The organism is Brevundimonas sp. NPDC055812, assembly GCF_053616535.1.
In genome coordinates this window covers 201,220-222,318 of record NZ_JBSHDX010000006.1, presented here as the reverse complement: position 1 = coordinate 222,318, position 21,099 = coordinate 201,220, and the positions used below count along the sequence as shown (strand labels likewise).

At 67.6% G+C, this 21,099-nt stretch carries 21 protein-coding genes; 10 read left to right on the top strand and 11 right to left on the bottom strand.

The features are described 5' to 3' along the window. Window positions 1-109: 109 nt before the first annotated feature. On the top strand, window positions 110-1,027 hold the full coding sequence (locus ACWGL1_RS12045; protein ID WP_291779730.1) for a LysR family transcriptional regulator: 918 nt from the start codon (window positions 110-112) through the stop codon (window positions 1,025-1,027). 18 nt (window positions 1,028-1,045) lie between these two features. Here the strand turns inward: ACWGL1_RS12045 and ACWGL1_RS12040 are convergent, their stop codons facing one another. The 5 genes from ACWGL1_RS12040 to ACWGL1_RS12020 form a co-directional block, all read right to left on the bottom strand. Beyond that, window positions 1,046-2,497, bottom strand: a complete 1,452-nt coding sequence (locus ACWGL1_RS12040) for a sodium:solute symporter family protein (RefSeq protein WP_452112124.1) — start codon at window positions 2,495-2,497, stop codon at window positions 1,046-1,048. Next, the gene (locus ACWGL1_RS12035) at window positions 2,494-2,760 is read right to left on the bottom strand and encodes a DUF3311 domain-containing protein (protein WP_452112123.1); all 267 of its coding nucleotides are present in this window, start codon (window positions 2,758-2,760) and stop codon (window positions 2,494-2,496) included. Before ACWGL1_RS12035 ends, ACWGL1_RS12040 begins: the two co-directional genes overlap by 4 nt. Before the next feature lie 21 nt (window positions 2,761-2,781). After that, a complete protein-coding gene (locus ACWGL1_RS12030) occupies window positions 2,782-4,107 on the bottom strand; it encodes an amidohydrolase family protein (RefSeq protein WP_452112122.1) in 1,326 nt (441 codons plus the stop codon). A 117-nt stretch (window positions 4,108-4,224) separates the two neighbouring features. Further along, window positions 4,225-4,875 (bottom strand): flavin reductase family protein, encoded by a 651-nt coding sequence (locus ACWGL1_RS12025; protein WP_452112121.1) that lies wholly within the window; start codon window positions 4,873-4,875, stop codon window positions 4,225-4,227. Beyond that, complete coding sequence (locus ACWGL1_RS12020; RefSeq protein ID WP_452112147.1) at window positions 4,865-5,818, bottom strand: carbon-nitrogen hydrolase family protein; 954 nt, start codon at window positions 5,816-5,818, stop codon at window positions 4,865-4,867. Before ACWGL1_RS12020 ends, ACWGL1_RS12025 begins: the two co-directional genes overlap by 11 nt. 102 nt (window positions 5,819-5,920) lie before the next feature. Here ACWGL1_RS12020 and ACWGL1_RS12015 point away from each other — a divergent pair, with 102 nt between their 5' ends. Together ACWGL1_RS12015 and ACWGL1_RS12010 are read left to right on the top strand one after the other, a co-directional pair. Beyond that, window positions 5,921-7,048, top strand: a complete 1,128-nt coding sequence (locus tag ACWGL1_RS12015; protein WP_452112120.1) for a cupin domain-containing protein — start codon at window positions 5,921-5,923, stop codon at window positions 7,046-7,048. A 10-nt stretch (window positions 7,049-7,058) separates the two neighbouring features. Continuing rightward, window positions 7,059-7,970 (top strand): fumarylacetoacetate hydrolase family protein, encoded by a 912-nt coding sequence (locus tag ACWGL1_RS12010; protein ID WP_452112119.1) that lies wholly within the window; start codon window positions 7,059-7,061, stop codon window positions 7,968-7,970. Window positions 7,971-8,038: 68 nt separating this feature from the next. Here the strand turns inward: ACWGL1_RS12010 and ACWGL1_RS12005 are convergent, their stop codons facing one another. The 4 genes from ACWGL1_RS12005 to ACWGL1_RS11990 form a co-directional block, all read right to left on the bottom strand. After that, window positions 8,039-8,416: an acyl-CoA thioesterase gene (locus ACWGL1_RS12005; RefSeq protein ID WP_338578045.1), complete on the bottom strand. Its 378-nt coding sequence runs from the start codon at window positions 8,414-8,416 to the stop codon at window positions 8,039-8,041. A 20-nt stretch (window positions 8,417-8,436) separates the two neighbouring features. Further along, the gene (locus tag ACWGL1_RS12000) at window positions 8,437-8,904 is read right to left on the bottom strand and encodes a MarR family winged helix-turn-helix transcriptional regulator (protein WP_312218376.1); all 468 of its coding nucleotides are present in this window, start codon (window positions 8,902-8,904) and stop codon (window positions 8,437-8,439) included. 36 nt (window positions 8,905-8,940) lie between these two features. Beyond that, the gene (locus ACWGL1_RS11995) at window positions 8,941-11,244 is read right to left on the bottom strand and encodes a bifunctional salicylyl-CoA 5-hydroxylase/oxidoreductase (RefSeq protein WP_452112118.1); all 2,304 of its coding nucleotides are present in this window, start codon (window positions 11,242-11,244) and stop codon (window positions 8,941-8,943) included. Window positions 11,245-11,351: 107 nt separating this feature from the next. Continuing rightward, on the bottom strand, window positions 11,352-11,828 hold the full coding sequence (locus tag ACWGL1_RS11990) for a MarR family winged helix-turn-helix transcriptional regulator (protein ID WP_312218379.1): 477 nt from the start codon (window positions 11,826-11,828) through the stop codon (window positions 11,352-11,354). 120 nt (window positions 11,829-11,948) lie between these two features. Between ACWGL1_RS11990 and ACWGL1_RS11985 the strand changes: the two genes are divergently transcribed. The 3 genes from ACWGL1_RS11985 to ACWGL1_RS11975 are packed head-to-tail and all read left to right on the top strand — an operon-like array spanning window position 11,949 to window position 16,366. After that, complete coding sequence (locus ACWGL1_RS11985) at window positions 11,949-12,734, top strand: cyclase family protein (RefSeq protein WP_291779694.1); 786 nt, start codon at window positions 11,949-11,951, stop codon at window positions 12,732-12,734. A gap of 6 nt (window positions 12,735-12,740) precedes the next feature. Continuing rightward, the gene (locus ACWGL1_RS11980; RefSeq protein ID WP_452112117.1) at window positions 12,741-14,882 is read left to right on the top strand and encodes a thiamine pyrophosphate-dependent enzyme; all 2,142 of its coding nucleotides are present in this window, start codon (window positions 12,741-12,743) and stop codon (window positions 14,880-14,882) included. A 5-nt stretch (window positions 14,883-14,887) separates the two neighbouring features. Then, window positions 14,888-16,366, top strand: a complete 1,479-nt coding sequence (locus ACWGL1_RS11975; protein WP_338578040.1) for an indolepyruvate oxidoreductase subunit beta family protein — start codon at window positions 14,888-14,890, stop codon at window positions 16,364-16,366. Window positions 16,367-16,535: 169 nt separating this feature from the next. On the opposite strand, the gene ACWGL1_RS11970 is transcribed toward ACWGL1_RS11975, so the two are convergent. Beyond that, window positions 16,536-17,420, bottom strand: a complete 885-nt coding sequence (locus ACWGL1_RS11970) for an SDR family NAD(P)-dependent oxidoreductase (protein WP_452112116.1) — start codon at window positions 17,418-17,420, stop codon at window positions 16,536-16,538. A gap of 42 nt (window positions 17,421-17,462) precedes the next feature. Beyond that, window positions 17,463-18,194: a hydroxyacylglutathione hydrolase gene (gloB, locus tag ACWGL1_RS11965; protein WP_452112115.1), complete on the bottom strand. Its 732-nt coding sequence runs from the start codon at window positions 18,192-18,194 to the stop codon at window positions 17,463-17,465. Window positions 18,195-18,326: 132 nt separating this feature from the next. On the opposite strand from gloB, the gene ACWGL1_RS11960 reads away from it, so the two are divergent. From ACWGL1_RS11960 to ACWGL1_RS11945, 4 genes are read left to right on the top strand one after another with little or no spacing between them, the layout of a single operon-like run. Further along, entirely contained in the window at window positions 18,327-19,118 is a 792-nt protein-coding gene (locus ACWGL1_RS11960; protein ID WP_291779679.1) for a class I SAM-dependent methyltransferase, read from the top strand. Window positions 19,119-19,128: 10 nt separating this feature from the next. Beyond that, window positions 19,129-19,623, top strand: a complete 495-nt coding sequence (locus ACWGL1_RS11955; RefSeq protein ID WP_338578036.1) for a SixA phosphatase family protein — start codon at window positions 19,129-19,131, stop codon at window positions 19,621-19,623. Further along, the gene (locus ACWGL1_RS11950) at window positions 19,620-19,973 is read left to right on the top strand and encodes a DUF952 domain-containing protein (RefSeq protein ID WP_452112114.1); all 354 of its coding nucleotides are present in this window, start codon (window positions 19,620-19,622) and stop codon (window positions 19,971-19,973) included. The genes ACWGL1_RS11955 and ACWGL1_RS11950 overlap by 4 nt, the downstream gene beginning before the upstream one ends. A gap of 2 nt (window positions 19,974-19,975) precedes the next feature. Continuing rightward, complete coding sequence (locus tag ACWGL1_RS11945; RefSeq protein ID WP_452112113.1) at window positions 19,976-21,013, top strand: quinone-dependent dihydroorotate dehydrogenase; 1,038 nt, start codon at window positions 19,976-19,978, stop codon at window positions 21,011-21,013. Window positions 21,014-21,099: the final 86 nt, after the last annotated feature.

The following is a 21,099-nucleotide window of genomic DNA, read 5'->3' as shown; positions in this document are numbered from 1 at the left end:
GATCGCCCCTGTCTCGATCATTTCGTTTAGCCTCACAATACGGGACAAATGATCAATATCATTGCGTTTCACGCAACGCGCGCTAGCCTCTGCGTCCTAGGAGGACTCCATGCAGGGAAACGCGCTTTATTACTTCCATGAGGCCGCGCGTCTGGGCTCGATGCGCCTGGCCAGCGACAAGATCGGCGTCGCCGTCTCTTCCATCAGCCGCCAGATCGCACAACTGGAACGCGAGATGGGCGTGGCCCTGATCGAACGCGGACGGCGCTCGATCCGCATGACCGAGGCGGGCCGACTAGCCTACGAATACTATCAGGGCTGCGTCGCCAACGAAGAAGCTTTCATGAACAGGCTCCACGAGCATCGGCAGATGAAGGCGGGCAAGGTCAGCATCGCGGTTGGCGAGGGCTTTCTGGGCGGCTTCTTCTCCAAGGTCCTTGAGGAGTTCCAGGGCCAGCACCCCGGCATCGCCGCGTCCGTATCGGTGCAGTCGACGACGGAAATCGTCAGGGCGGTCCTCGATGACAACGCCCACTTCGGCCTGATCTTCAACGACTGCGCCGAACCCAAGATCCGCGTGCGCGCCGTGGCGGCCCAGCCCTTGATGGTGGTGTGCGCCCCGGATCACCCGGCGGCGCGGCTGAAGAGCGTCTCCCTGTCCGAACTGAGCGCCTTCGACCTGTGCCTGCCGGACATCGGTCTAAGAATCCGCCAGATTCTTCGCGAGGCCGAGCGGCGTGAACAGGTGTGGCTGGAGCCCGCCCTGACGACGACCTCCCTGTATGTGATGCGCGAGGCGGCGCGGGCGGGCAGGATGGTCACCGTCCTGCCGCGCATCGCGGTGACGAGCGAACTGGAAGAGGGAACCCTGGTGGTCCGCCCGCTCAGCGAGGCCAACCTCGAAGACACGACCATCAGCCTGATCCACCGACTGGGGCGTCAGCTGGACGGTGCGCCCGCGCGCCTGCTGGCCGCGTTCGAAACCCGCATCAAGGGCTGGAACGAGACCGAGGCAGGGCGCGACTGACGCGAACAGGAGGCGGGCTTAACGCCCGCCTTCCTCGGCGCGGCCCCACGTCGTCAGCAGTACGGCGATGATCGCGACAAAAGCGTTGACGCCCATCGCCACCAGTCCCTTGTCCCACCCCGGCAGCAGCGCCGCCCACAGGGACTGAGCGGACGGCAGCAACAGGGCCGCGTAGCCCGCGCCTATGCCCGCAGCCACGCCGATCGCATTGGCGCGCGGCCACAGGAAGGCCAGGAAGACGCCGGGCGCCAACATGCCGATGGCGGCGTAGGCGGCCAGGCCGATCTCGACCAGGGAAGAAGTCGCGCCGATCGTCAGCCACACGGCCACCGCCGCGAAGCCCACCATCGACAGTCGCGAAACCAGCAGACTGGCCCGGTCGCTCAGGTCGGGCTTGAGCGGAATGACTACGTTGCGGCTGAAGATCGATCCAGCCGTCAGCAGAAGCACCGAACCCGGCACCAGCGCCAGCAGGCAGGCCGTCCCGGCCAGCAGGCCGATCATCCACGCCGGATAGGCGTCGGACACGAACTGCAGCAGGGCGGCGTTGACGTCCCCGCCCGGCGGAGAAACCCCGGCCAGCAGCGCGCCGAAGCCCAACAGGATGATGAAGAAGAAGGACAGGGAATAGATCGGCTGCAGCACGGCGTTGCGGCGGATGGCCTTGCGGCTGCCGGCCGCGTAGCAGAGCTGGAACATGTGCGGGAAGATCCAGGTGCCCAGGGCGACGTTAAGGGCCGCCGTCATCATCCAGGTCACCGTCAGGCCGGCTTCGGGGACCATGCCCGGAAAGACGCCGATGCCGGGATTCTGGTCCTGAACCCGCGCGAACACGTCCAGAATGGACGAAGCGCCCACCTTGCCCGCGACGGTGGCGCTCAGCCCGACGACCAGAACGATCATCAGCACGTCCTTGACCCCGGCGGCGAAGGCCGCCGAGCGCAGACCCGCCACATAGACGAAGGCCAACATGATGCCTGCGGCGATGATGGCCGCCGCCGTCACCGACACCTCGGTCCCCAACGTCAGGCGCAGGATCAGGCTCAGGGCCGTGATCTGGATCTGCACATAGACGACGATGGCGGCGATACCCGCCAGACCGACCAGGCACCCCAGCCAGGTCGCCTTGTAGCGGGCGGCGAAGAAGTCCGCCTGGGTGATGAAGCCGCCCTGGCGGCCCGCCTGCCAGATACGCGGCATCAGCCAGTAGCCCAGCGTCGCCGCCAGGGAGACGGAGGTGAAGGCCAGATAGGCCGGGGCGCCATAGGCCCAGGCGTAGCCTGAAATGCCCAGAACGGCGAAGGTCGTATAGATCTCGCCCGCGTTCAGGAACCAGAAGATCAGGGTGCCGAAGCGACGGCCGCCGACCGCCCATTCGGTCACCGTCTTGGCCTTGGACTTCTGATGTCCGTAGAGCATGGCGCCGATCATGGTCGCCAGCACGATGCCGAGGGTCAGAGCCAGGGTCACGAAAGCCCCTCCCCGTCCTGATCGTCGGTCCGACCCAGTTCCTTCTCGATCCGCTCATCGCGCCAGAAGACGAAGCCGATCACGGCTGTCGCGACCAGGATGCCCGCCATCTGCCACACCATGGGCATAGGCAATGAAAAGACCCGCACCGACGCCGTATTGACCAGCGGCGTCAGGCCGATCTGCCAGATGAAGGGGATGACGAGCAGCCAGCGGTGAACATACCGCCGGTGCATCGCCCGGAACGAAGCGTAATGCGTCATGACTACAGGGTCCCAGTCGGTTCAGCGCGCCTGGCCCGACAGGCCGTGGTCATCGCGCACGACCGCCCCGCCCTTCATGACGAAGCTCAGCGAGCGCAGGGCGCCGATGTCCTTGGTCGGGTCGCCGTCCAGAATGACGATATCAGCGTATTTGCCGACCGTGATGCTGCCGATATCGGCGTCGCGACGCATCATGCGCGCGGGCTGGATCGTGGCGGCCTGAAGCGCCTGAAGCGGCGTCATGCCCGCATCGACATAGAGTTCGGCTTCGCGCACCGTGGCGGTCGTGCCCTCATTGTCCTCGAACGGAAACTGATCGGTGCCCAACGCGATCGGCACGCCCAGACGGATCGCCTGCTGCAGCACGGCCCAGTGATCCTTGCCCACGCTGTCGACCCGCGCCAGGTACCAGTCCGGCGAACCGATCCGTTGGTAGAAGGCGCGCGCGCCGGGCTGGCTGACGACGATGGTCGGAATCAGCCAGGCCTCGTCCTTGGCCATGCGCCGCAGCACCGGCTCCGTCAGGTGATAGCCGTGCTCGAAGGCGTCGATGCCGTATTCCAGCGCCTGCATCGCCGCCTGGGGCGAACCATTGTGAGCGGTGACGCGCACCCCGTTGCGATGGGCCACGTCGATCAGGACGGAGAGTTCCTCATCGGTCATCGGCGCGGCGGCGATGTCGCCGTGGGTGTCGGAAATGCCGCCCGAAATGGCGATCTTGATCCAGGATGCGCCCTGCTTGATCTGCTCGCGCGCGGCGCGGGCGAAGGCGTAGGGGCCATCGACTTCGTGGAAACCGTGACCGCCGGTCGGCACGATCAGTTCGCCCGCCGTCTCGATGCGCGGACCGACCGCCTCGCCGCGCTGGATAGCGCGCTTCAGGGCGAAGTCATTGCCGTGTAGTTCGGACGTCAGACGCACGCTGGTGACCCCGGCGCGTAGCGAACGCTCGGCGTTGTGCGCCATGCGCAGGACCTGCTGGGCGTCCGTTTCATTCTGGAGTTCAGCCCCCGCCGCCCCCGGCAGCTTCAGGCCGAAGTGGACGTGCATGTTCATCAGCCCCGGAGCCAGCCAACGGCCCTCCGTCGAGATAATGCGGGCGCCGGCCGGCGGCTGGACCTCGCTGCGCGGACCGACGCGGACGATGCGCTGTCCCTCGACCACGACCACGGCGTCGGGAATGATCCGCCCGTCCTCGACCGAAATCACCGAGCCCCCCACCAGAGCCGTGACCTCTCCATCCGGCTGCGCCTGGGCCGAGGCGGCCTGCGCGCCGAAAACGGTCAGGGCCGCAGCCGAGACCGCCGCCATAAGCGGCGCGAAACGTGGAAGACGAAGCGAGTACATGTGAAATCCCCTCTAGCCCGGGCGCGCCGGAGCCCCGCACTGTCAGGAAATGCAATGAGCCTGACAATGCAGTTCGCTGATACAGTCTGTTGCGCCAATAGCAACGAAGATCAGAGATCAGGCAGTTACGTCGCAACCCGTCGCCTTGCGGCGGAGATCATCGAAACTGGGACGATTGCGCTGAATCCGGTCGGTCGAACGCGTGTACCAGCCGGCGCCGTGCATACGCGCCATCAACTGCATGGCGGGCGTATCGACATGCAGGCGCTCGGGATCGACGAAGCGGTCATCGACGTGCAGGGCCAGGACCTGTCCGATCACCACCGTGGCCGCCGGCGCAAAGTCCAGCGTCTCGACGACCCGACATTCGAAACTGACGGGCGCCGAGGCGATGCGCGGCGGCCTGATCATAGCGGACGGCGCCGTCGCCACCCCGGCGGCGGCCAGTTCGTCATACCCCGCAGGCGCCTCGGCGCAGGTCCAGTTCATGGCGTCCAGATCAACCTCGGACACCAGGTTGACGACGAATTCCCCCGTCGTGACGATGTTGGCGCAGGTGTCCTTGCGATCGCCGTCCGACTTGCGCATCAGGCCCAGGGCGATCAAAGGCGGATCGGCCGCCATCATGTTGAAGAAGCTGTAGGGGGCTGCGTTGCGCGCCCCGTCCGGCGACAGGGTCGTCACCCAGGCGATCGGCCTGGGCGTGATGGACGACGCCATCAGCTTGTAACGATCGCCCGCCTGCAACTGCGACAGGTCAAACAGCAAGATCGTCCTCCGCCCCGATGCGTCGCACCGGACGTTGCGGCGCCGTGTTGACGCTCAACTGGAAAACATCGGGACGCGCATAGTGGCCCGCGACGTCGAAGTCGTATTTGGCGCGCGCGATCTCGGACAGGTCGATATCGGCGTAGAGGATCGTCTCCCCGGAATAGTCGGGTCCCGCCAGCACCTCGCCCAGAGGGGCGACGATCATGCTGCCGCCGCGCATCAGCACGGTGTCGGGCGCGTCTCCAAGGGCGCAGTCATAGTCCGCCGGATAGGCGTCGCGTCGGATATGCTGGCAGGCGGACAGGACGAAGCAGCGGCCTTCCAGCGCGATATGGCGCATGGATGCAGCCCAGCCGTCGCGGTCGTCCGCCGTCGGCGCGCAATAGAGGCCGATGCCCTGATCGTACATCGCCATCCGCAGCATGGGCATGTAGTTCTCCCAGCAGATGACGGCCCCGATCCGACCCAGGGAGGTGTCGATCACCGGCATGGTCGAGCCGTCGCCGAAACCCCAGATCAGCCGTTCGGCGCCCGTAGGCATCAGCTTGCGGTGTTTGGCGATCAGGCCGCGCTCGCCATCGAAGAACAGGACGGTGCAATAGAGCGTCGCCCCGCCGCGCTCGATGACCCCCATCACCACGAAGGCGCCTGTTTCGGCCGTCACCTGGGCCAGGGTCGCCACCTCGGGTCCGTCGAGATCGATCGCGCCCTCATAGTACCGGCGATAGTCCTCGCGTCCCGACGGCTTGCGCATCCCAACGGGCGTGCCGAACGAGGCGCCTTTCGGATAGCCGCCCAGGAAGGCCTCGGGAAAAACGATCAGCCGCGCGCCTTCGTCGGCGGCCTGTCGGATCAGGTCCGCCGCCTTGACCGCCGACGCCCCTGGATCATCCGGAATCGACGCCGCCTGCACCACGGCCGCCTTGTAGGACTGAGACATCACGGCCCCCTCTTCATCCCTGAAACCTCAGCGCAGATTAGTTGCGTTTGACAGCAATTGGAAGATATTTTAGGTCTATAATATTAGTGGAGGAGAGGGGTCATGACGAACCGTTTCGACCAATACCGCGAAGACGTCATCGGCCGCGCCAACGTCGCCGACACTCCCGAACTGGTGGACTATTATCGCCGCCTCTCGGAGCTGGGGACCGGCGCCTTGTGGACGGTGGCCAACAAGATCGAGCCTTGGGAGCCGGTCTCGACCTCTGTCCCCATGCTGTGGCGCTACGCCGAGCTGCGCGACCATGTGCTGAAGGCCCTGGATCTGGTCACCCCGGAACAGGCGGGGCGTCGCGTCGTCTATCTGGAGAACAAGGGCCGGGCCGACGTGGTCGCCGCCGTCGGCTGGCTCTATTCAGGCCTGCAGGTGATGAAGCCCGGCGAATGCGCTTCCAGCCACCGCCACAGCGCCTCGGCCCTGCGCTTCATCATGGAAGGGCGCGGCGCCTTCACCAATGTCGACGGGCACAAGATGACGCTGGGGCCGAACGACTTCGTGCTGACCCCCAACGGAACCTGGCACGAGCACGGCGTGGCCGAGGACGGCGAGATCTGCATCTGGCAGGACGGCCTCGACATTCCGATGATGAACGCGCTGGAAGCCAACTTCTACGAGGTCCACCCGGACCTGAACCAGGCGGTCTCCTTCCCTGTCGACGACAGCACGGCGACGTGGGCTGGCGCGGCCCTGCGCCCGGCGTCGACGCCCTGGAACAAGCCCTATTCGCCGCTGCTGAAGTATGAGTGGGGCCCGACCTACGAAGCCCTCCAACGCTTCGCCGCCGTTACCGACGGCAGCCCCTACGACGGCGTCCACATGGACTACGTCAATCCGAACACCGGCGGACCGGTCATGCAGACCATCGGCGCCTCGATGCAGATGCTGCGTCCCGGCGAACGGACGAAGGCCCACCGCCAGACCGGCAGCTTCGTCTATCAGTGCGCCAAGGGGCAGGGCTATTCCATCATCAACGGCCGCCGGTTCGACTGGCGCGAGCGGGACATCTTCGTCGTCCCGGCCTGGATGTATCACGAGCACGCCAACGCCTCGGACCGCGAGGACGCCTGTCTGTTCGCCTTTCACGACCTGCCGGTCATGCGCGCCCTGGGCCTCTATCGCGAAGAAGCCCTGGCCGAGAACGGCGGCCATCAACCCATCATCTCTGAATAGGACTAAATGAATGCGTCTTGTTACCTATCGCGCCAGCGTCGAGGCCGAAGCCCGGCTGGGCGCCATCGACGGCGACCTGGTCGTCGACCTTGAAAAACTGGGCCAGGCGCGCGGCGTCGCCCTGCCCTCCGCGATGCTGGCCTTCATCGACCTGGGGCCTCAGGCGATTTCCGCCGCCACGGCCCTGATGGCCGAGGCCAAGGGCCTGTATCCGGTCGGCGTCGCCACGCCGCTGTCGAACGCGAAGCTGCTGGCTCCCATCCCCCGCCCGCGCAAGAACATCTTCGGCATCGGGCTGAACTATACCGAGCATGTGGCGGAGTCCGCCAAATCGCTGGACACCTCGCCCGAGTTGCCGCGCGAGCCGGTGATCTTCTCCAAGCCGCCGACGACCGTGGTCGGGCCGGGCGACCCCATCGTCCACAACGCCGCCATCACCCAGCAACTGGACTGGGAAGTCGAACTGGCCGCGGTGATCGGCTCGACCGCCAAGGGCGTCAGCCGCGAGGACGCGCTCAAGCACGTATTTGGCTATACGGTGCTGATCGACGTCAGCGCCCGCGACTGCCGCCGCGCAGGCCAGTGGATCTACTCCAAGGGCCAGGACAGCTTCGCCCCGATGGGGCCGTGCATCGTCACCGCCGACGAGATTCCCGACCCGCAGACGCTGGACCTGACCCTGTCGCTGAACGGCGTCCAGAAGCAGAGCAGCAACACGGCCTATATGCTGTTCAAGGTCGATGAACTGATCGCCGACATCAGCAAGGGCATCACCCTGGAGCCAGGCGACATCATCGCTACGGGAACGCCCGCAGGCGTCGGCGCAGGTCTTGATCCGCAGGAATGGATGTGGCCCGGCGATACGATCGAAGCCGAGGTCGTCGGCATCGGCAAGCTGCGCCATCCCGTCGTCGCCGCCTGACGACGGAAAAAAGCCCGCCCCTGCGCTGCGCAGAGGCGGGCTTTTTCATTTCAGGAACAGGGCGAGGCTCAGGTCTTCGCCAGACCGTCGCGAACGTCATCCGGCCAAGGCGCCGAGCGCCCTTCAGCCAGGATCATGCAGACCAGCACGCCCTCGGCCGTCATCCGCACCTCATCGCCGCAGGCCACCGTATAGGCCACGGCGCAACTGGATCGGCCGACCGATTTCACCTCGATGGTGATGTCCAACTCGTCGCCGAGACGGCTGGGCGCCGCAAACCGGCTGTCCAGGCTTACCGTGGGCACGCCCAGGCCGCGCGTCAGGTGCAGTTCGGCGAAATCAACGCCCAGACCTTCGGCGAACCAGTCCTCGACCGCCCCGTTCAGCATCTCGAAATAGCGGGGGTAGAAGACGATGCCCGCCGCATCGACATGTGCGAAACGCACTTTGCTCCGCGTCGTGAAGCTCATGTGTGCAGGTTCTCTCCGATCGACGCCTTGACCTTGGCCAACAGGGCGTGAAGCTGTTCCAGATCGTCGGGCGCCACGTCGGACAGCGCCTGATGGATCCACGCATGGTGCGCCTCCGCCAGCACGTTGAAACTGGCCTGCCCGGCCGCGCTCAACCGCACGATGGACGATCGGCGATCTTCGGGATCAGGGCTGACCACGACCTGACCCGCATCCTGAAGCTGGCGCACGATGGCCGTGACATTGCCGTTGGACACCAGAAGCGCGCGCGACAGCTGCCCCATGGTCCGCCCTTGCGGATGGCGGTCCAGCGCCGCCATGACGTCGAAACGCGGCAGGGTGGTGTCGTATTGCTCCGCGAAGCCGCGCCGCAGACTCTTCTCGATCGTCATGGTGCAGCTCAGCATCCGGAGCCACGCTCGGACATCGATCGGCCCCGCGCCGCCGTCATGCTTCTCGCGCATGCACGAGACTCCTCTGCGAAACGCCCGGCCGCCCGGTCAGGCTCTTGCGCCATCTGCGGCGCTTCGGGCCTGTCGCGCAAGCTGGTCGAAACCGGCCCGATAGACGCTGGGCGTCGGGTGCTCCCGGCGGCCCGCCGCGGCGGCCGCTTTGAGCGTCCATGCCGGGTCCAGCAGGTGCGGGCGGCCCAGGGCGACAAGGTCCGCTCGCCCTGCCGCCAGGATGGCGTTCGCCTGATCCGCCTCGGTGACGGCGCCGACCGCCATGGTGCGAACGCTCGCTTCGTTGCGGATGCGGTCGGACAAGGGCGTCTGGAACATCCGCCCGGTGACAGGGCGCGCATCGGGATGGGTTTCTCCGGAAGAGACGTCGATCAGGTCCGCCCCGGCCGCAGCCAGCCGCCTGGCGATCTCGACCGCTTCGTTCGAAGCCAGCCCGGCCTCCCCCATCCAATCCTCGGCCGATATCCGCACCAGAAGCGGCTTGGCCCCTGGCCAGGCGGCGCGGACCGCCTCCACCACCGACAGCGGGAACCGCAGACGCCCATCCAGATCGCCGCCATAGGCGTCCTGGCGATGGTTCATCAGCGGCGTGATGAAGCTGGACAGCAGGGTCCCGTGCCCGGCCTGAAGCTCAAGCACGTCGAAGCCCGCCGTCTCCGCCCGGCGCGCCGCGGCGACGAAGGCTTCGCGAACCGCGTCCATCCCGGCCTCGTCCAGCGCGGCGGGAACGACGCCGCCCTCGCCCCAGGGTCGATCCGAAGCCGCCACGAGCGGCCAGGGCTGATCCAGCGGAGTCGTGGCCGCGCGGCCGTCCTGCGGCGCGGCGCACGCCCCGCGCGGGCCCGAGTGGCCGATCTGAGCGCAGGCGAGGGTCTCCCCGCCGGCATGGATCAGGGCGTTGATCCGAGCCCAGCCCGCAATCTGATCGTCGTGATAGAGACCGGGGCAGCCGGGCGTGATCCGCCCCTCCGGGGACACGGCCAGCATTTCAGTCATGAGCAGACCCGCGCCGCCCAGCCCTCGCGCGCCATAATGCGCCAGGTGAAAGTCCGTCACCCGCCCCTGAGCATCAGCCTGATACGTCTGCATCGGGGCCACGACGATCCGATTGGGCAATTTCGCGTCGCGCAGGCGCAGGGGCGTGAACATCGGCGGCGTCCCAGCCCCCGCGTCCGCCTTGCCGGCGAACCAGTCCTCGACCCGCCCCAGCCAGGGGCCGTCGCGCAGACGCAGGTTCTCGTGGCTGACCCTCTGGCTGCGGGTCAGCAGGGCGTAGGCGAATTGCTCCGCGTCGAAATCCGCATAGCGGTCGATGTTCTCGAACCATTCGGTGGAGTTGCGCGCGCTGTTCTGAATCTTCAGCACCTCGACCTGACGCTCGTCGCGATAGTCCTTCAGCGCCTGCGTCAGCGCCTGTCGGTTATCGAGGCCCGGCCGGTCCAGCACCTCGGCCAGCTTGATCGCATCCTCCAACGCCAGCTTCGTGCCCGAGCCGATCGAGAAGTGCGCCGTGTGCGCGGCGTCGCCGAGCAGCACCACATTGTCGAAGGACCACTGGCCGCACAGCACCCGGCGGAAGTTGATCCAGGACGCCGAGCCGCGCAGGTGCGCCGAATTGCTCAACAGCGGCTTGCCGTCCAGGTGACGCGCGAAGATCCGCTCGCACGCCGCCAGCGTCTCTTCCTGGCTCATGTCCTCGAAGCCCAATCCCTCCCAGGTCTCAGGCGAGCATTCGACGATGAAGGTCGAATGGGTTTCGTCGAATCGATAGGCGTGAGCCCAGATCCAGCCCTCCGGCGTCTTTTCGAAGATGAAGGCGAAGGCGTCGAACAGCTTCTGCGTGCCCAGCCAGGTGAACCTGTTCCGGCGCGTCTGGATGTCGATGTCGAAGCGGTCGGCGTAGCGGGTGCGGATGCGGCTGTTGACGCCGTCGGCGGCGACGATCAGATCGAACTCGGCGTAAGGCTCCAGATCGTCGCCGAATTCGGTCTCGAAATGCATGACCACGTCCAGCTCGGCCGCCCGAGCCTGCAGAATCTGCAATAGCCGCTTGCGGCCGATGCCGATGAAGCCGTGGCCGGAAGACACCTCCGTCCGGCCATCGAGCGTCACTGCAATATCGTCCCAGTGCGCAAAGCTGTCCCGGATCCGATCCGCGCTGACCGGGTCGTTCGCCGTCAGATTGGTGAGCGTCTGGTCCGAAAAGACAACGCCCCAGCCAAAGGTGTCCCCGCTCCGGTTGCGCTCGAAAACATGGATATCGTGCCCCGGATTCCGAAGCTTCATCGAGATGGCGAAATAGATGCCGGCGGGGCCGCCGCCGAGACAAGCAACACGCATGGAACGCCTCCTATTACTTTAGGTCTAAAATAAATAGGGACGACAGGCAAGCGCTTCATCGCCGTTGCCGAAACGGCGCTCAGAGGGCGATCAGATCGCGAAAGCGTTTAGTCCGTCATGACTTCCAGGTTGGCGTTCAATCGCCCCAGCAGCGCCAGCAATCGCTCGGAATCCCGCTCGGAGAATCCCGCCAGAGCCTGACGATAGACGGGCGCCATCAGAACCCGAGCCCGGGCCAATCGCTCGCGCCCCGCCTCCGTCAGGCCGACGTCGATCACCCGAGCGTCCACCGCGCTGGGACTGCGCGTCACCAGGCCGGCGTTGGTCATGCGCTCCACGATCCGCATCATCGTCGAGAGATTGACCACCCCGGCGCGCGAAATCTGGCCGATGGACCGTGGGGCGCGTTCGCCAAGGATCATCAGCACCCGCCATGTCGGGATGTCTATGTCGATCTTCCGCAACTCGCGCTCGATGATCAGGTTGTACCGGCTCAGCACCCTGTTCACCTGATAGAAGGGATAGCGCTCGAGACGGAACTCCTCTGAACCGGGATCCCCCGTCCGGCGCAATTGCCCAGCCACGGCGCCATCCTCCTTGCGCAGAGCCGACGAAGGATCAGCGTCGGCGCTCAAGAAATTAGTTGCAGATGCAAGTTTCTTCGGCAAGGCTTAGTCCTGAGGGAAAAGAGATGGGGAGGACGAATGTCCGTATCTGCACAAGCTCTGTCGCAAATCGCGACAGGCATCGCCAGCGGTGATGTGAAGGTCGTCGACCTGACGCAAACGCTTTCGGAAGACACGCCGACGCTGGTCTTGCCGCCGCCGTTCGGCCAGTGCGCGCCGTTCAGCCGCGAGGAAATATCCCGCTACGACGAGCGCGGCGTCGCCTGGTACTGGAGCAATTTCACCGTCGGCGAGCACACGGGCACCCACTTCGACGCGCCCGCCCACTGGATCACGGGCAAGGACCGGCCAGCCGGCACCGTGGACGTGGTGCCGGCATCGGACCTGATCGCGCCTGCCGTCGTCATCGACTGCTCAGCCGAGGCCGCCGCCGATCCCGACTTCCTGCTTGAACCTTCGCATATCGAGGCGTGGGAGGCTGTTCACGGCCGCATCCCGCCGCGCAGTTGGGTCCTGTTCCGCACGGACTGGTCCAAGCGTGACCCGGAGGCCTATGTGAACCGCCGCGAAGACGGCGCCCACACCCCCGGACCGTCGGTCGCGGCTGTCCGCCTTCTGGTCGAAGAGCGCGACGCCCTGGGCTTCGGCGTCGAAACCATCGGCACGGACGCCGGCCAGGCGCACCTGCTGGAGCCGCCCTACCCCGCCCACGCCCTGTTCCACGGCGCCGGCCGCTATGGTCTGCAATGCCTGCAGAACCTGGACGCCCTGCCGCCGACGGGCGCCGTGGTGATCGCGCCGCCGCTGAAGATCCGCGATGGATCGGGCAGCCCGCTGCGCGTTCTGGCTCTGATCGCGGGCTGATCCAGGATGGCCGAGCGTTCGTTCAAGTCGGAAGTCCGCAAGCTGACCGCGTCGGAAGGCGATGTCTTTCACGGCGAGGGCATCCTCGCCGTGACCAAGGCGCTGCTGCAATCCGGCGTCGCCTATGTCGGCGGTTATCAAGGCTCGCCCATCAGCCACCTGATGGACGTCTTCGCCGATGCAAACGACCTGCTTGAAAGCCTGGACGTTCATTTCGAGGCCAGCGCCTCGGAAGCCACGGCGGCGGCCATGCTGGCCGCCTCCGTCAACTATCCGCTGCGCGGCGCCGTGGCCTGGAAGTCGGTCGTGGGCACGAACGTCGCCTCCGACGCCCTGTCCAACGTCGCCTCTGGCGGGGTGACGGGCGGCGCCATGATCATCGTCGGCGAGGACTACGGCGAAGGCTCCTCCATCATGCAGGAGCGCACCCACGCCTTCGCCATGAAGTCGCAGATGTGGCTGCTCGACCCGCGCCCCAACCTGACCAGCATCGTAGACATGGTCGAAAAGGGCTTCGAGCTTTCCGAAGCCTCGCACACGCCCGTCATGCTGGAGCTGCGCGTGCGCTCCTGCCACATGACCGGAAGCTTCGTCGCCCGCGACAATCGCCGCCCGCCTCTAACCGTGGCCCAGGCGGCGGCCGCGCCCGTGCGCGATGTGGAACGGATCGTCCTGCCGCCCGCCAACTTCCTGCATGAGGTCGAGAAGGTCGAGAAGCGCTGGCCCGCGGGCATCGCCTTCGTGCGCGACAACAAACTCAACGAGACTTTCGGCCCGGACGAAGGCGAGATCGGCCTGATCGTTCAGGGCGGCCTCTACAACAACCTGAACCGGGCGATGGAGTTGCTGGGCCTGGCCGACGCCTTCGGCGACAGCGCCCTGCCGATCTACTGCCTCAACGTCACCTATCCGCTGATCCCCGAAGAGGTGACGGACTTCTGTCGCGGCAAGAAGGCGGTCCTGATCATCGAGGAGGGCCAGCCCGAGTTCATCGAGCATGAGCTGAACACCCTGATCCGGCGCGCAGGCCTTGAGACCCGCATCGTCGGCAAGGGACCGCTGCCGCGCGCCGGCGAATACGCCGCCCACATCATCCAGAAGGGGCTGAAGAGCTTCCTTGAGGAATGGAGCCCCGGCTGCTTGCCGACGGCCGCGCCCGCCCCGAAGGCTGCGCCGCCCGCCGCCGTGGCCAGCCTGGCCGCCGAGGTTCCCGCACGCCCCGCCGGCTTCTGCACCGGCTGCCCGGAACGCCCGATCTTCACCGCCATGAAGATGGTCGAGCGCGAACTGGGCCCGTCGCACGTGTCGGCGGACATCGGCTGCCACCTGTTCTCCATCCTGCCGCCCTTCAACATCGGCAATACGACGATGGGCTACGGCCTGGGCGCCGCCGGGGCTTCGGCCTTCAAGCCGAAGGACAAGCGTGCGATCGCCATCATGGGCGATGGAGGCTTCTGGCATAACGGCCTGACCTCAGGCGTCGGCAACGCCGTGTTCAACAAGAACGACACCGTCACCCTGGTCGTCGACAACGGCTATTCGGCCGCGACCGGCGGCCAGGACGTGCTGTCTTCGCGGGCCGACAACAAGGCGCGCAGCACCCGAAATCCGATCGAGAAGGCGGCCCGAGGCGTCGGCGTGGAATGGGTGCGCTCCATCGACCGCACCTATGACCTGAAACGCATGAAGGGCGCGCTGAAGGAAGCGCTGACCAGCCCGGAGAAGGGTCCGAAGGTCATCATCGCCCAGTCCGAATGCATGCTTAACAAGCAGCGCCGCGAGAAGCCCCTGCTGCGCAAGGCCGCTCAGGCGGGACGGCGCGTCTCTCAGGACCGCTTCGGCGTGGATCCCGACACCTGCACCGGGGACCACAGCTGCATCCGTCTGTCCGGCTGCCCCTCCCTGTCGATCAAGCCCAATCCTGATCCGTTGCGGCGCGATCCGGTGGCCCATGTCGACAACTCCTGCGTCGGCTGCGGCCTGTGCGGCGAGGTCAGCCACGCCGCCATTCTGTGTCCCAGCTTCTATCGGGCGCGGGTGGTGACCAATCCGGGGCGCTGGGAGCGCTTCGTCAACGGACTGCGCCAACGGATCATCACGACCCTCCAGCGCGACGCCGAGCGCCGCCTGGCGGCACGAGCTTTCTAAGAACCATGACACAGCAAAGAGATCGTCTCTGCATCGCCATTCTGGCGCTCGGAGGACAGGGTGGCGGCGTGCTGGCCGACTGGATTCAGAGCGTCGCCCGCAACCAGGGCCAACTGGCTCAGGGCACCTCCGTCCCCGGCGTGGCCCAGCGCACGGGGTCGACCGTCTACTATGTCGAACTGGCGCCCCTGCCGGCCGACGGTCGCGCGCCTGTCCTGGCGCAGATGCCGACGCCCGGCGACGTCGATGTCGTCATCGCCTCGGAGTTGATGGAGGTCGGTCGCGCGATGGTGCGCGGCTTCGTCAGCACCGAACGCACGACGCTGATCGGCTCGACCCATCGCATCTACGCCATCTCCGAGAAGTCGGCGATGGGCGACGGACGCGCCGACAGCAGCAAGATTCTCGAGGCCGCCGCCAAGCGGGCGCGCCGCTTCGTCGGCTTCGACATGGACGCCGCCTCCGCTCGGTCCGGCAGCGTCATCAGCTCGATCATGTTCGGCGCCCTGGCCGGCAGCGGCGCCCTGCCCTTCCCGCGCGAAGCCTTCGAAGACGCGATCCGCGCCAGCGGCGTCGCGGTCGACAGCAACCTGAAGGGCTTTGCCGAGGGGTTCGACGCCGCCCGCCAGCCCGTTGCGGCGCCCGAAGAACCTAGAGCGCCGACGCCCGCGCCGACCACGCCCTTCGGCCAGGCGCTGGCGGCTAGGATTCGCGCCCGGCTGCCCACCGCCGCGCACAGGAACGCCCTGCTCGGGGTTCAGCGCCTGATGGACTATCAGGACCGGGCCTACGCCGCGCTCTATCTCGAACGGCTGGAGCGGATCGCGGCGCTGGACCAGGCCCCGCACGCCCTGACCACAGAGACGGCCGCCGCCCTGGCGCTCTGGATGGCCTACGACGACACCATCCGGGTGGCGGACCTGAAGACCCGCGCGTCCCGCGCCGCCCGCGTCAGGGGTGAAGTACGCGTCAAGAACGACCAGCTCCTCAGCGTCACCGAGTTCATGCACCCGCGCCTGCGCGAGATCTGCGAGACCTTACCCGCCCCTATCGGGCTGCGCCTCCTGCACAGCGCCGCCGCCGAGAGCCTCCTGGGCCGCTTCTTCACAAAGGGCCGCCATGTGGAGACGACGCGGCTGCGCTGGTTCCTGATGCTGAGCTTGCTGGCCGCCCTGCGTCCATGGCGCCGCAGTTCCCTGCGCTACCAGGAGGAACAAAGGCGCGTTGAGGAATGGCTCGCGCAAATTCAGGCCGTGACTCCGTCGCAACCAGACGTCGCGCTCGAAATCGCGCGATGCCAGAACCTGATCAAGGGCTATGGCGAGACCTTCGATCGCGGCCTGTCGAGCTACGCAAAAATCCTGGACTTCATCCGCTCAGGCACTCCGACCGCGGACAACATCGCCGCCCTTCGTCGCGCCGCGCTGGCTGACGAACAGGGGCAGGCGCTTGAGGCGGAACTCAACCGACTGGGCGCCGCCTGACTCCGGTGCGGTGAAACTGCAGCCCATCATCCCTTTCGCGCCGCCCCCGCAGATGCGCCTCCTCGATCGCGGCGAGGCCGGAGGGCCGCTGCTGGGGCCCGGCCGCGTTATTTGAGCGCCATGGCCGAACTGGCGAAGAGGTGTTCGGACATTCGTCAGCCCGCCCTAGTCAAACCGCCACCGGCCCTTCCACGCCCGCCGAGGCCATCTCCTGCGCCGCCTGCTGGAAGCCGAACTCCGGCACGGTCTCGCCTTCGCGATTCGAGGCCTCGGCCCAGCGCGCGATCAGTTGCTCGCCCGCATCCGCGCCCCCGCCGATGCGCACGCCCGGCGTCAGGGTGATGTTGGCCGTGGCGAAATGCCCGCCGCCCGCGCACAGGATGGCCCGCGTCGGCGCGTCCTCGCCCACGAGCGCCAGCAGGCCGGGGCTGACCAGGGCTGGGTCCAGCGCCTTCAGCACCTCTTCGGACAGGATGCCCGCCGTCATCTGGGTGGCGGCGGTCGGCGCCAGGGCGTTGACCTTGATGTTATATTTGGCGCCCTCGATGGCCAGGGTCTGCATCAGGCCCACCTGCGCCAGCTTGGCCGCGCCATAGTTGGCCTGGCCGAAATTGCCGTAGAGGCCCGAGGACGAGGTCGTCATGACGATGCGGCCGTAGGTCTGCGCGCGCATGATCTCCCACACCGCCTTGGAGCAGATGGCCGCCCCCATCAGATGCACGTCCACCACCAGGCGGAAGTCGTCCAGCGTCATCTTCGAGAAGCTCTTGTCGCGCAGGATGCCGGCGTTGTTGATCAGGATGTCGATGCGGCCCCAGGCCTTCATCGCCGCCTCGACCATGGCCTGAACCGCGTCGACGTCGGTGACCGAACCGGCCGCCGCCATCGCCTGGCCGCCCGCCGCGACGATCTCGTCCACGACGTTCTGGGCCGCCGCCTCGGTCAGATCGTTGACCACGACCTTGGCGCCCTGGCCGGCCAGATAGAGGGCGTGACAGCGGCCCAGGCCCCCGCCCGCGCCGGTCACGATCGCGACCCGATCCTTCAACTGCATGAACATCTCCGATGATGGGTGACTGGAAATCCGGCGGGCGTCCTAGCCCTTGAAACCGTCCTTGAGGGCGCGGCGCGCGGCGAAGTCGGCGGCGTCGCGGGCGCGCAGGAAGGGATTGAACCGGCGCTCGATCCCCACCGTGGTCGGCACGGTCGCCTCGCCGCGCTCACGGGCGGCGAAGACGGCCTCGGCATGCGCCTTCAACGCCTCATCGGCGTCCGGCAGCGACAGGGCGAAGCGGGCGTTCGAGGCCGTATATTCATGGGCGCAATAGAGGGTCGTCGCCTCGGGCCAGGCGGCGATGCGGTTCAGGCTGTCCCACATCTGCTGCGGCGTGCCCTCGAACAGCCGTCCGCAGCCCAGGGCGAAGATGACGTCGCCGACAAAGGCCAGGCCATCGTCGGCCGCATGATAGACCACATGGCCCAGGGTATGACCCGGCGACAGCACCACGTCGAAGGCGGTTTCACCCAGCCGCACCGCCTCTCCGTCGACCAGGACATGATCCAGCGGCGCCGCGCGGCGCACCTCCTCCGGTCCGGCGATCTCGCAACCGGTCTCGGCCTTCAGCCGTTCGTTGCCGCCGGTGTGGTCCGCGTGCCAGTGGGTGTTCAGGATCAGATCCAGCCGCCCCCAGCCCGACGCCTCCAGATCGTCCAAAATGGCCTCGGCGTCCGGCGTGTCCACGGCGGCGACCAGCCCCGTCGCCTCGTCGCGGATCAGGAAGCCGTAGTTGTCGGACAGGCAGGGGAACTGGCGAACGGTCAGGGTCATGGGGAGGTCTCCTATCGAAACCCTATCCTACCGGGGCCGCACGACAAACTCCGCTCATCCCGACGGACGCCGGGACGCGCGGTTTTAGGCGGGAAGGCCGACATCCGCCGCGAAATCCGCCATACTGGCCCCATGCGCCGCAGCATCGACGATCTCCGCACCTTCTATGGCGAGCCGACCGGCGCGCTGGCCCGGCGTATGCTGGCGCGACGGCTGGAGGACGCCTGGGGCGAGGCCAACAATTGCGACGTCCTGGGTCTGGGCTACGCCACGCCCTGGCTGGACGGCTTCATCGGCGCGCGCCGGGTGATCGCCGCCATGCCGGGCGGACAGGGCGCCGAGCAATGGGCGGCGGCGGGACGCAACCGCACCGTCCTGGTCGACGACCGGCGCCTGCCCTTCGCGGCCGGGACGTTCGACCGCATCCTGCTGGTCCATGCGCTGGAAGAGGCCGACGATCCGCAGGGCCTGCTGGCCGAGGCGGTGCGCGTCCTGGCACCGGCCGGGCGGATCATCCTGGCAGCGGCGGCGCGCGGCGGCATGTGGGCGCGGGCCGAGACCACCCCCTTCGGCCACGGCCGTCCCTTCACGCGCGGCCAGCTGGAGCGGCTGGTGCGCGAGGTCGGGCTGGAGCCGACCGCCTGGTCCCAGGCCCTCTACGTCCCGCCGTGGCGGCCGATGCTGCCGCTGGCCGACGGCCTGGAGCAGGTGGGGCCGAAGCTGTTTCCCGGCGCGGCGGGCCTGATCATGCTGGAAGCCTCGCGTCGCGCCTACGCCCGCGTGCGGCCCGGCGGCCTGGCCCAGGCCGTGCTGGCCGGACGCCCGTCCCTGACCCCCTCGCCCGCCGCGCGCGACCATGCGCCCGCCCATCACGCGCGCGCCCGTCCCGCGCACCCTATGGGCGCCGCGCGCAAACAGCCGTAAAGCCCTCGCCATGCAGAGACTGATCCTGATGCGCCACGCCAAGGCCGAAGCCTCGGCGCCGGGCGGCGACACAGCCCGGCCCTTGAGCGAACGCGGCCGCCGCGACGCCGCCGCCATGGGCCGCGCCCTGGCCGAACGCGGCATGAAGCCGGACATGGCTCTGGTCTCGGGCGCCCAGCGCACGCGAGACACCTGGGACGGGGTCAGCGAGCATTTCGGCGATGTCGAGCTGCACGTCTCCGACGCCCTCTACAACGCCCCCGCCGACGTCCTGCGCCGCGCGGTCGAGGCGGCCGAGGACCAGGCGGGCTGCCTGCTGCTGATCGCCCATAACCCCGGCGTGCATCAGCTGGCGGTCGAATACCTGATCGAGAGCGCCGCCTCGCCTGCGGTGCTGGACAAGATGAGCGGCGGCTTCCCCACCGGGGCGGCGGCGGTCTTCAGCGTCGATGTCGCCGGGCGCCCGTCCTATGAAGGCTGGCTGACCCCGGAGACCGTAGCGTGACCGACCGGCCCGACGTCGCCTTCAAGATCCTGAGCCGCGCCGACTGGCGCGCCGCCCTGGCCGAGGGCCGTTACGACGGCTCGGCCGTGGACCTGGCCGACGGCTACATCCACCTATCCGCAGCCGATCAGCTGGAGGCCACCGCGGCCAAACACTACGCCGATCAGGCCGAGCTGATGCTGGTCGAGGTGGATCTGACCGCCCTGGGCGACGCCCTGATCTGGGAGCCGTCGCGCGGCGGCGCCCTGTTTCCTCACATCTACGGCCCCCTGCCCGTCGCGGCGACGCGCGCCGCGCGCGCCCTGTCGGTGACGGCCGACGGCCGCATGATCATCGACGAGACCGCCTGAACATGAGCCTGACCGACCTCGGCGCCTGGGCGCTGCGCCAACTCGATCCGGAAGCCGCGCACCGCCTGGCCATTCGCGCCCTGAAGATGACGCCCCTGCCCGCGCCGGGCGCCGACGATCCGATCCTGAAGACCACGATCGCAGGGCTGGAAATGTCCAACCCCGTCGGTCTGGCCGCCGGTCTCGACAAGAACGGCGAGGCGCTGGAAGGCTTGTCGCGCCTGGGCTTCGGCGCGGTGGAGTGCGGCTCGGTCACCCCGCGCGCCCAACCCGGCAACCCCAGGCCGCGCCTGTTCCGCCTGGCGGAAGACCGGGCCATCATCAACCGCATGGGCTTCAACAACGAGGGGCTGGAGCCTTTCGCCGCCCGTCTGGCGCGGCGTCCGACCCGCACCGCCATCGGCGCCAATCTAGGCGCCAACAAGGATACCGAGGACAAGGCCGCCGACTATGTCGCGGGGCTGAAGCGGCTGGCGGGGCTGGCCGACTATTTCACCGTCAACATCTCGTCGCCCAACACGCCGGGCCTGCGCGCACTGCAGGGCCGCGAGGCGCTGGACGACCTGCTGGGCCGTATCCATGAGGCCCGCCCCGCCGACGGCGCGCCGGTCTTCCTGAAGATCGCGCCCGATCTGATCGGCGAGGAGATCGGCATGATCGTCGAGGCCTCCATCGCCCACCGCATCGACGCCCTGATCGTGTCCAATACGACGCTGGAGCGGCCCGCCTCCCTGCGGTCCGCCTATAAGGGCGAGGCTGGCGGCCTGTCGGGCGCCCCGCTGAAACCCTTCGCCCAGAAAGCGCTGGAGGCGGCGGCCGAAGCCGCCGGCGGGCGCCTGCCGCTGATCGCAGTCGGGGGGATCGCCGACGGCGCGGACGCCTGGGCCCGCATCCGCGCGGGCGCCTCGGCCGTCCAAGTCTACTCGGCCATGATCTATGAAGGCCCCGGCATGGTCGGCCGGATCAAGCGCGATCTGGCGGCCCGTCTGCGGGCCGAGGGCTTTTCCAGCGTGGCCGAAGCGGTCGGCTCCGGCCGTTGACGGAGCATTAGGTCTCCGTCGCCATGATGCAACGGAAGGGCGCCGTCGCCCGTTCGGATCGCCGCATGACGCAGACCGATGCATCC